At 33.7% G+C, this 11381-nt stretch carries 6 protein-coding genes; all 6 read right to left on the reverse strand.

Going from position 1 to position 11381, the window contains the following annotated elements:
- Positions 1-2: 2 nt before the first annotated feature.
- On the reverse strand, positions 3-1397 hold the full coding sequence (locus GQR98_RS17700) for a glycoside hydrolase family 28 protein (RefSeq protein ID WP_159020729.1): 1395 nt from the start codon (positions 1395-1397) through the stop codon (positions 3-5).
- A gap of 2 nt (positions 1398-1399) precedes the next feature.
- The gene (locus GQR98_RS17705; RefSeq protein WP_199270233.1) at positions 1400-2869 is read right to left on the reverse strand and encodes a sulfatase-like hydrolase/transferase; all 1470 of its coding nucleotides are present in this window, start codon (positions 2867-2869) and stop codon (positions 1400-1402) included.
- 419 nt (positions 2870-3288) lie between these two features.
- Entirely contained in the window at positions 3289-4431 is a 1143-nt protein-coding gene (locus tag GQR98_RS17710) for a putative glycoside hydrolase (RefSeq protein WP_159020730.1), read from the reverse strand.
- 7 nt (positions 4432-4438) lie between these two features.
- Positions 4439-6160, reverse strand: coding sequence for an alpha-L-fucosidase (locus tag GQR98_RS17715; RefSeq protein WP_159020731.1), 1722 nt, complete (start codon positions 6158-6160; stop codon positions 4439-4441).
- A gap of 169 nt (positions 6161-6329) precedes the next feature.
- On the reverse strand, positions 6330-8018 hold the full coding sequence (locus tag GQR98_RS17720; RefSeq protein ID WP_159020732.1) for a RagB/SusD family nutrient uptake outer membrane protein: 1689 nt from the start codon (positions 8016-8018) through the stop codon (positions 6330-6332).
- Between the two features lie 13 nt (positions 8019-8031).
- The gene (locus GQR98_RS17725) at positions 8032-11232 is read right to left on the reverse strand and encodes a SusC/RagA family TonB-linked outer membrane protein (protein ID WP_159020733.1); all 3201 of its coding nucleotides are present in this window, start codon (positions 11230-11232) and stop codon (positions 8032-8034) included.
- Between the last annotated feature and the right edge of the window lie 149 nt (positions 11233-11381).

Genomic DNA, 11381 nt, shown 5'->3' on the forward strand with positions numbered 1-11381 from the left:
ATTTAATTGATAATATTTGAAGATGCATTATTCGTAAAACCTACAACATCAACTAGCTCAATTTTTTCTCTAGCATCGCTATTACGCGTAGTCATGATTACATTTTTAAATTCAATGTTTTTTGCATGACGAATATATGCACCCCAAGAAGGCAATACTCCAAAGAAAAATTGCTCTGGATATCTCGCAATATCTTCAGGAACATCTCTTTTTGCATCTTCTTCAGTACCCTCACCAGGATAAGAAATAGTAATATTTTCTAACAAAACATTTTCCACATAATGCCCTGGAATACCAGTAATCATAATGCCACAACGTTTTTGAATAGTACTAACCACTGTAGCTTTTATATTTCGGATGGTAATATTTTTTATGGAACCCGTAGGTGCTCCTTCACTTCCTCCATCTTTCAAATTATAAATTTGCTCTGTTGGCTTATCATAAATTCTACCTCTATTCCCAAGCCTAATAAAAAGGGGCCCCTCTACATTATTCATAGTAATGTTTTCTATTGTAATATCTTCTAGAATACCACCATCTACTTGTAAAAGTTTTATAGCTCCCATTCGTGTATTGGAAAAATCACAATCAGAAACTTTAATATTCCTAAACCCTCCTCTTGATGATGTTCCGCACTTAAAAGCTGCTGTATGGCTTTCTACCCTGCAGTTTTTAACAACCATATTTTCTGTGATTTTAGTTGTGGTGCTTTTTGGACAAATAGCATCGTCTCCTGTCTTGATGTCACAATCTTCAATTAAAACATTTGTGCATCCATCTAAATCAAAACCATCGTTATTTATGTTAACTCTACTATCGATTGTAACTTTTTTTACTGTAATATTTTCACAAGAAACCATATGAACACACCAAGAAGCACTATTTAAAAATGAGACATCTCTAAATTCTATATTATTGCAATTTATAAAACGCATTAACATGGGTCTCTCTCCTAAGCTATCTGCTACTTTTACAGGGAAATTACCTTTAGTACCTCTACCGTTAATAAGTCCTTGTCCTGTTATTTTGATGTTATGAGCATTCTCCGCATACAATAAGCTCTTATTAAATGCTGGTGCCTCTATAGCTCCTTTATTTTTTGTGGAATAGTCTTTTAAAGACAAACTCCCCAAAAGTTCTGCTCCTTTTTGAATATGTAATTCAACATTACTTTTTAAATTAATTGTACCTATAACATATTTTCCAGAAGGAAAGATTACTTTTCCACCATTCTCAGCACATTTATCAATAGCTTTTTGAACTGCTACTGTATTTACAATTGTAGTATCATTAATTGCTCCAAAATCTAGAATATTGTACTCATTATTGTTTTTACAGCTTCCAAAACAGATTAAACATAGTGCTATTACAGTAACTTTTAATAATTGATTTTTCATACTTAGTTTCCTAATTGTTTAGTTAATAGTTCTCTTTCTTTAGAAAAAGTATTACTTAGAGGTGCTGTAGGTAAAGTATGTTCAAACGCTTTAATTTTATTTAATAAATCTGAAGTTTTTTCTGGGTATTTATCTGCTACATCTGTTTGTTCCGACCAATCTGTATTGATATTATATAATTCAGTTTTGCCTAATTTTGAATTGGTTAAAAGCTTCCAGTTATCTTCTTGAATACATGCTGAAGGCCAGAATTCTGGTCTATTATTTGAGAACTTCCAGTCCCAAAAAATTGGTTTTTCTCGTTTAACCGCTTTACCTTTTAAAGCCTCTACAATACTAACACCATCTGGTTCATATCCTTCAGGCAATTTACCTCCTGCTAATTCTAAAAAAGTAGGTAACAAATCTACCGTGGACAATTGTGTTGTTTTATCATGAACTCCAGCAGGTACTGAACCTGGCCACCTCACGATAAAAGGAATACGAACACCGCCAGCAAACAACGAACGCTTTTGTCCTTTAAGACCTGCCGTTTCTCCAACTGAATAATACGATCCTAGACCACCTCCAGTTGAATCATCTTCTTGTGTTTTTGTAGTTCCTGTAAATTCTGGACCATTATCAGAAGAAAAAAGTACAAGAGTATTATCATCTATTCCTAAATCTTTTAATGTTTTAAACAATTGCCCAATACGATCATCGTATTCAGCTATTACTGCGGCATACACCTGTTGTTGTTCATCTAAATCTGAAAACTTATCCATATATTCCTTCTTTGGATAATGGGGGGTGTGTGTTGCATGAATCCATGCATTTACAAAGAAAGGCTTGTCTTTATTTTTCTTTACAAAATCTATGGTTTTATACAATGTAGAATCCACATCCATTTGATGTAATCTATTTGGCAAGTTAAAAGCCCCATATTCATCATATCCATATTCTAAAGGAGATGGTGCATCTGCTACATGCGTATTGGACAAATGCCACTTTCCATAATGAGCAGTTGCATACCCAGATTTTTTAAGCATTCTTGGTAACAAGGGTGCTTCTGTACTTAACCAATCTGGCATGTTACGTTTTATATGAGATTCAACTGAAGCAAAATGGCCATGCACACTATGTCTCGCAGGGAACTGCCCCGTCATAACTCCAACTCTACTAGGTGAACATACTGGATTTACTACCGAGAAATTTTGAAAATCAATTCCTTCAGCTGCCATTTTATCCAGATTAGGCGTTTTACAAAATGAACTTCCGTGAATTCCTAAATCACCATAGCCCCAATCATCGGCAAATATAAAAATAATATTAGGTTGGGTTTCTTTGTTTTCAATAGGTTTATCGCTAGTATCAGTTTTACAACTTTGCAAAAGTAAAGTAGTTAAAAATAGATATGTAATTAGTTTTAAGGCTTTCATAATAAAATTGTTTTCAGCGAAATTATTAAAATCATAAACGAACCAATTACTCATTTAGATTTATTTGTTTCTCAAATCAATTATTGTAAATAAAATTATAAAATAGCTCTAAAGTATTGATAGCAATATTATTTTTTTTAAGATTTTTCTAGCTATAAATTAATAAAACAATAGAATAAGGAAATAGAAAAAGCCGGATGCTCTTTACTTTATTAACTTTTTAGAAAAAAACAAACCATAATATATGATATTAAAATGATGAGTTTAAAATTTAATGGAGGTTTCCGTCAAGACATTACGACTCTAAATCAAGAAATTTTCAGTTTCAAAGATTTTGTACTCTAGGTAAAAGAATGGATTCAAAAATTTTAATTCATGCACAGAACTTAATGTATTCTTTTTTTGATAGTTATGACTAGAGATTTCCATCTTCATTATTTGAAGTTTCAATCCATGTAGAAGGAGTTCATTGGTTATTTCCAATCGATTTTGGCAATTTTGTTTTCTAAGTCAACCCAAATAGAGGCATGTTCAAAATCACGAGTTAACTCCCAACCATTCACTTTCATATTGTTTAATGGTTTGCCCAGTGGTTTATCAAATTCAGGATACCAATCTGTTGCACCATGTTTAAAGCGATAGCCCCAATTATATATGAGATAAGAGTTTTCTTGTGCGCCTGCTAAAAATGAAGCCAAAGGAAATGTTATATTTTTTCTAGAAATTTCTTGTTTTTCTTTAAGAGGTTTTGCCATAAAATCTTTTTCTAGCCAAGCATATCCAGGCCACCCTTTAAAAATTACTATTTTTCCAGTTTTTCCGGCTTTCTCCATTTCTTGGATGTCTTGTAGCATGCTTTCTTTGGAGCTACTGTTAATAATGCCAAAATGTTCAATCATTACGGCGTCGGTATAATCTGGAAAGTTATTTCCAACATTTCTTCTTGGGTTACTTCGAATACCGTTGTAAACTATTAGATTGTTATTTCCAAGAGCAGCTCTGGTCTCGGCTATTAATTTTTTTAACCCTTCTTGAATCCTATCGTATTTCTCTTGGCCCCATAGTTCAATATTTGCTGGACTTCCTACTTGAATAAAAGCATCCATAAAAACCCCATCGGTAGAGCCGTTCGAAATTTCGTTTTTTACTGTTTCTACCCACCATTTACGAACTTCTGGGTTGGACAAATCATAGCGTTTTGTTTTTCCCTTTTTTAAATCAAGTTCCCCCTCCTTTGTTTTTAACCACCATTCTGGATGACTTTTATATACATGATGTGCTTCGTATGTTGAGATATCTAGAAAAGCATTCCAATAGAAAATGACTTTCATATTGGAATTCAATTCTTTTAATTTTTTTGCGTCTACTTTAATGCCAGTTTCGGTGTTTTTAGAATCTGGTAAACCATGTCCTTTTTCTAAAACGACATAATTTGAATGCGATGCAATAAATTTTGCTTCATCGTTAGTTAAAGCTCCCTGTTTTCCAAAATGAAATGCCACAGGTACTTTATCCCAACTGAATTTGGGAAAAGCTTTATTTGATTGTCCTCTTGATTGAAAACAGATAAACAGGATTAAAGCATTAAAAATAACTTTTAAAGTGACGCGCTTCATATCCTAATTAATCATTTATAGGTCTTAAAGCTATTGATTTTAAACTGGCTGTTTTTCTATCTCCTTCTACTAAAGTTGTTGTTATGGTGTGTTTTCCGGGGGTTTTAAATTCTAAAATACCCATATTGTAAAACACATACTTTTCGGTAGCGGCTTGTTGGTTTTGTACTATAATACCTTCATCTGTTGTTGTTTTCCAAACCAAACGATCAGCACCCCTATAATCTAAATCTAAATAGTAATATCCAGCTTTTTTTACGTCGATACTCCAAGATATTTGACCATTTTCTTCCCAATTTCCAACTTGGTTGACGTGTTTCCATTCACCGAACTTCTCCATCCATTTTTTGTTTGCTTGTGTAGCATTGCTAACAGTTCCAAACTCAGTAATTAATTCTGTTCTTGTATTTGGATAGATTCCTAAAGCTGTGTCTTCAGCAATTATGTCTTCTCCCTTTTTGATATTAACTTCAACTTCTATAATGGAAATTAAATGATCCGGAGCTTTAAAGGGAACATTAAAAGTAACCCAATTGTCTTTTCCTTGTTTAAATTTAATTTTTTGATCTCTTCCTTCAGGATTTAGAATTTTAGCCGATTTAATTTTAGTTTTTAAACCAGGTAAATACAATTTACCATCATTAGGCCATTCTGAAACCGCTAAATACATGTTATTACCTTTTGTAGTTACATCTCCCCAAGGTAATTTATAATCCCATGGAGAATAGCCGGCATCATAAACCACTTGAGGATATCTTTTTAGCCATTTTCCTGTTTCTCTTAAAAATTCAGCGCCAATTTCTGGAACAATTCCTAATTCGTTTGGACCTACATTAAACAAATAAGAACCACCACGTGCTACAGTTTCCAATAATCTACTTAAAATGACTTTTGGACTTTTAAAGTTATTATCGTACCAAGCATAAGACCATGAATCATTATTAGTATCGCATGTTTCCCATAAACCTTCAATACGTTTTGTTGGAACTTCCATATCGCCAACACTGGCATAATCTCCTAAACCATAGCCAACGCGACTACACATCATGGCTTTTGGTTGTAATTCTCTAACCATAGCAGCTAATTCTACTACATATTCCTTTGGCATATCTCCAGGTGTATCAAACCATACAAAATCTATATCACCATAATTTGTACAAATCTCTTTTACCTGAGGTTTGCATTTATTATAGAAGTAATCTTTAAAAGTAGCTTCTTTTCCATTTTCATCTGTCTTAGGACCTCCTTTACCTCCAGGAGCAGTCCAGTCTTGGTTATGTGAGTAATAAAACCCGAAACCTAAACCTATATCATGGCATGCATCCGCCAATTCGTGCATTGGGTCTCTACCAAAAGGTGTTGCATCTACAATATTAAAATCGCTTACTTTAGAGTCGAACATGGCAAAACCTTCGTGATGCTTACTGGTAATTACAATGTATTTCATTCCAGCATCTTTGGCTAATTGTGCTATTTTTTTTGCATCAAAACCAGTTGGATTAAAGTCATTTGCAATTTGCTTGTAATCTTCAACAGGTATTCCAGCCATTCTTGGATTCATTATCCATTCGCCAATACCATAATACGTTTTATTGTTCCAAACACCTCCGAGATTTGAGAATAAACCCCAATGAATGAACATTCCGAAATTACTTTCATCAAAGAATTTACCTTTTCCGCTTTTTAAAGCGTCCGGTGAAACATTAGATTCCCCCCACATTTTATCCATACTTTCTGTTTTGACTTGAGCTCTACTAGAAAAAGCGATTAATAGACAAAAGACTACAAGGGATAAATTACTTTTATTAAATATATTCATTTTTTATTAATATTATTTCTTTTAAGCAAGAGAAGGGGCGAATCGGTTAAATAAGTCACTCCTCTTGCTTGTTTCATTTTTAATAACCTTCGTTTTGTTCCCAACCTGTCAAAGTTATATCAACCTGAGGAATAGGCAATAACCATTCTCTATCAGGAAAAGGCGCACTACCATATAAAATATGCATGTTTGTATATTCTGTTGCAGAATCTTCCTCTTCACTCCAAAATCTATCCATTTGATTAGGTACAGAAGGATCTGTAGCAGTAAACAAACGATTGGTTCTAATTAAATCAAAACGTCTCTTAACTTCTCCATTAAACTCACGTCTTCTTTCTAGCCATACTGCAGTTCTAAATTCTTCTTGTGAAAGACCTGAAAAGTCTCTAGAATCATCTGTAACTTCAAAAGCCCTTCTTCTTATCTGGTTTACTGCATCATATGCCAAATCACTTGGTGATCCTTCTGCTTCATTTGCTGCCTCTGCATAGATCAAAAGTGCATCTGCATATCTATATAATATAAAGTTAGAATTGGTTCTAAACTGCGATGTCTCTGGTAATCCTAAATAATAATCTATATCTACATATTTTCTAAATACTGGTGCTATTACATACTCAGTACCATCAGCTGTTTTATACCTAGTCATTAAACTCCATTCTCCTCTAATATCTCCATCTTCAAAAGCTCTGTAAAGATTTGGAGTTGGTATATAATTTCCAGCTGTACCTGGCCTACCAGGAAACCTCATTTGAGAAACTGTAGACGAATTTCCTTCATCTAATAATGGTTGAGCACTAAAAAGTCCCCAATAACTAACACCACTATTAGAGGCTGCACATCCTTTACTTAATCGAGATCCTAAACCATCTTCAGCTAAAGTTGCTACTTCCATCATCGATTCACTAGTAAAAGGATTGTTCCATGCTACTCCATAAGATGGCGTCACATGAAGTCCATCAACCTCTGGTACTGTATTTAAAGAATGAGGAGAATTCTCAATAATTTCTAATGCCTTATCTCGAGCTAATGCCCAATTAACAGGATCTCCTTGTACAAATTCACCTTGAGATGTTCTTCTCCAACCTGCTCTCGTTAGATACACATCAGCCAAAATTATTTTTGCAGTCCATTTAGTAACTCTTCCAAAATGAAGTGCATCTTCACAGTGTTCTTCTGCAAACTTAAGATCTGGAATAATTATCTCATCGTACACATCATCTACCGGTGCTCTATCTACATTTATTTGAGCTTCCGTAGATACATAATTTAACATTAACGGTACATCTCCAAATGTTTTAACCAAATGCAAATAATAAAGCGCTCTTAATGCTCTAGCCTCACCAACCATACTATTCTTAGTCGCATCATCCATATCTGGTACGTTAGGAATATTTTCCATTGCATAATTTGCTCTCGAAATTCCTTGCCACCATATTGCATATTGTTGTCTTAAATTTATAAAACGGAGGGTAGACGATATATTATGAGATAGAAAATCAGGACTTTCATTATTTTCATTCAGCTTAGAAGAAACATCATCTGTACCCAAATCTAACATAGGCCATGAAAACCCATAAGCAGATGTTACAGAACTGTGATTATCCAATGAGTTGTAGGCAGCATCTAATCCAGATCTAGCCTGGCTCTCATCTTGATAAAAGTTAGAAGTAGAAATAAATGTTGGAGGATTTTCTTCTAAAAATCCTTCACAAGAAACTACCGATGCTAAAGAAATCGACAATAAAATTATATATATACTTTTCATTTTTTTGTTTTTTTTAAAATTGTACATTAACACCAATTCTTATCAAAGAAGGAACAGGATAGGCTGCATTATCATGACCAAGACTGATAACTCGGGTTCCTGAAAGCGAAACATCAGGATTATATCCAGAATACTTAGTAATTACAAATAAATTTGATGCTGAAGTGTATAATCTCAGATTATTCAGTCCTAAACTTTGCGTTACCTTTCTAGGGAAATTATAACCTAAGGTTATATTTTGCAACCTAATAAATGAACCATTTTCAATAAACCTATCACTAAAAACATATTGTCCATTATTTTCGCTATTTAATCTTGGATAAACTGAGCTTGGATCTGTAGCTGTCCAAGCGTCCTTAACTATACTCGATTGCTGGTTACCACTAAAAGCTAAGGTCTGTAAAGACATCATGTTAGCAATCTCATTACCTACTTGTCCATCTATGAAGAAGCTAAGGTCAATATTTCCAAATGAGAATGAATTATTTATTCCAAAAACCACATCAGGTTGTGCTCTACCAATTACTTGTTGATCCTCCCCGTTTATAATTCCATTTCCATCAATATCCTCATATAATTGTGCCCCTGGGTTTAGCTGTGTAGTACTTCTAGGTGCTTTTCCTGTTACTCCTTCAACCAATGTATAGTTAGCTGCTGGATTTGCATTATATGTATCTATGCGCTCTTGTTCTGAAAGGCCTTGAAATTCTACAAAATCATCAAACTGCGCTATTCCAGCAGTTTTATATCCGTAGAAAGCACCAAATTCTTCACCTATAATTAATCTTTGAGTGTCTGTAACAATACCCCATTGTAAACCAGCTTGAACATAATCTGCTGGCAAATCTTTAATAATGGTTTTCCCAAAACTTACATTTCCTCCTAAAGTCCAACTAAATTTTGGTTTGCTAATAATATTAGCATTCATAGAAAACTCAAATCCATTCGTTTCAAGAGATCCATAATTTTTAGTAAAATCAGTAAAACCAGAATGCGAAGGAATATCTATGCCATTAAAGAGTAAATCTTCTGTTATTTTATTATAGTATTCTACAGTACCTGTTATTTTATTTTTATACAATCCAAAATCTATTCCAAAATCTAACTGCTTTGTATATTCCCATTTTAAGTCTGCATTTGGTAATTGCGCAGGAGCAACAATAGTAACTGCAGCTTCACCTCCACTACCATCTCCAAAGATATGTTGATCTGTTCCTAGAATAGACAATGATTGATATGGTGCTACAGATTGATTTCCAGAATATCCGTAACTTAATCTTAATTTTAAATTGGATATTACATTCGTGTTTTTGATAAAATTCTCTTTATGAAGATTGTATGCCGCAGCTGCTGCTGGGAAAAACCCCCATTTATTATTTTCTGCAAATCTTGAAGAAGCATCCGCTCTAGCCGTAAATGTAAAAAGTAACTTACTGTTATAATTATAATTTAACCTACCAAAGAATGAAAGCAAGTTAGAATCAACAGCACTAATAACATCATCATCTTGATATGTTGCAGATCCTGGGTCATAGATACCTAAAATATCATTGGCAAAACCAAAATTCGACGTTCTAACAGAGAAACTCTGACTCGTATTGATAGACTGACCAATCATTGTTGTGAATTTGTGTTTCTTCCCAAAATCAAAATTATAATTAAAAGTATTTTGATTTACAAGTCCCGTAGACCTACTATCCTGGGTTTTTGCCCATCCACTTCTACCATCTTGAGTACCGCTTCTTGTAGAAAGAGATTTTAACTGATAAAATGTTTGTCCAACATATCTAGTATAATAGGATACATCTGACCTAAAGTACATGTTTTTATTTAATTTGTATTTCAAGAACACACTTCCTCTAAATTCATTAATAATGTTATTATATATATTACCTTCTAAAGCTTCTAATGGAGAATATAAAGTCAAGTCACCATTAGTTCCATCAACATCATCAAACTCAAAAACAGCATCAGAAGCAACAGTTGGTGCGGTTCTAAGCGCTCTACTAATAACACTATTTGTTCCGTATGCACCTTCTGTATTCGTTGATGTACTTTTTTGATTTGACGTTACATTTGTGTAATTAATTCTTGTTCCAAAGGACAATTTATCATTCACCTTTGTATCTAAATTCAAACGACTTGCGATACGATTAAAATCTGTTCCTTTAAGTATTCCATCAATATTGGAAATATTAGTAGAAAAATTATATGTAGTAGCCTCACTACCTCCACTTATACCTACATTAAAATTTGTACTTTGACCTGTTCTAAAGATTTCATCTTGCCAATTTGTTGTAGGCAACTCTCCTGCAAGAGCACTTTGTAAATCATCTTGAGAAACACGATTTGGATCCCCATCATTTGTATACGCCTCGTTCCTAACTATAGTATACTCATTAGCATCAAGTACATCATAATATTTTCTTATCTGTGCCAAACCAGTATCAGAGCTAATTTGCACTTTTCCTTTCCCTGACTTCCCTGTTTTTGTAGTAATTAAAATAACTCCGTTTGCCCCTCTTGATCCGTAAATAGCCGTAGAAGAAGCATCTTTTAAAACCTCAATAGACTCTATATCAGACGGGTTAATTGTTGACAAAGGACTCATACTCGCTGATTGACTTTCAGCATTTAAGCCCTCTATTTGCTCGTTATCAAAAGGGATACCATCTACAACATACAAAGGTTCTGAACCATTCGTAGAAGTAATACCTCTAATTCTAATACTTGCCCCAGCACCTGGAACACCAGAGGTTTGTGTTACCAATACACCTGCTGCTCTACCAGCCAATGCCTGATCTAAAGATACGGCTCCTACTTTGGTAATCTCTTTAGCTTTTACGGATACAACAGCTCCCGTTAAATCGCTCTTCTTTACCGAACCATAACCAATAACAACTACCTCATCTAAGGCCTCGGTATCTTCTAACATGATAATTTTAAGATTCCTATTACTCAATAAAGAAACAAGTTGTTCTTTATATCCAATAGAAGAAACTATTAATAATTTATCATCTACTGGTTCTGAAACTTTGATCGTAAAGTTCCCATCAAAATCAGTGACACCACCAACTTTACTTCCTTTTACAATTATTGTAGCACCAGGAAGAGGGTTTTCATTTTTATCTACAACAAGCCCAGAAACATTCTGCGTTTGACCCAATAACAGCATTGAGTTAAACAACATAAATGCACTTAATAATTTTTTCATAATTTTAGTTTAGTTAATAGTTAGGTTTTATAATTCCATCTTGATTTATAAAACACTTTTTAGTTTGTATGCCAAATTTAGTGTCAAATCCTAAAAATGAATTTCTTAAATCACTTTTTTTGTTGCTCAAAAAACCGATTTTCTAAATT

Source organism: Algibacter sp. L3A6, assembly GCF_009796825.1.
Lineage (GTDB): Bacteria > Bacteroidota > Bacteroidia > Flavobacteriales > Flavobacteriaceae > Algibacter.

What these genes read in the sequence shown, in the direction of transcription:
- GQR98_RS17725 (WP_159020733.1), bottom strand. Translation starts at nt 11,232, where the DNA reads ATGAAAAAATTATTAAGTGCATTTATGTTGTTTAACTCAATGCTGTTA.
- GQR98_RS17715 (WP_159020731.1), bottom strand. Translation starts at nt 6,160, where the DNA reads ATGGATAAAATGTGGGGGGAATCTAATGTTTCACCGGACGCTTTAAAA.
- GQR98_RS17720 (WP_159020732.1), bottom strand. Translation starts at nt 8,018, where the DNA reads ATGAAAAGTATATATATAATTTTATTGTCGATTTCTTTAGCATCGGTA.
- GQR98_RS17700 (WP_159020729.1), bottom strand. Translation starts at nt 1,397, where the DNA reads ATGAAAAATCAATTATTAAAAGTTACTGTAATAGCACTATGTTTAATC.
- GQR98_RS17710 (WP_159020730.1), bottom strand. Translation starts at nt 4,431, where the DNA reads ATGAAGCGCGTCACTTTAAAAGTTATTTTTAATGCTTTAATCCTGTTT.
- GQR98_RS17705 (WP_199270233.1), bottom strand. Translation starts at nt 2,869, where the DNA reads ATGAGTAATTGGTTCGTTTATGATTTTAATAATTTCGCTGAAAACAAT.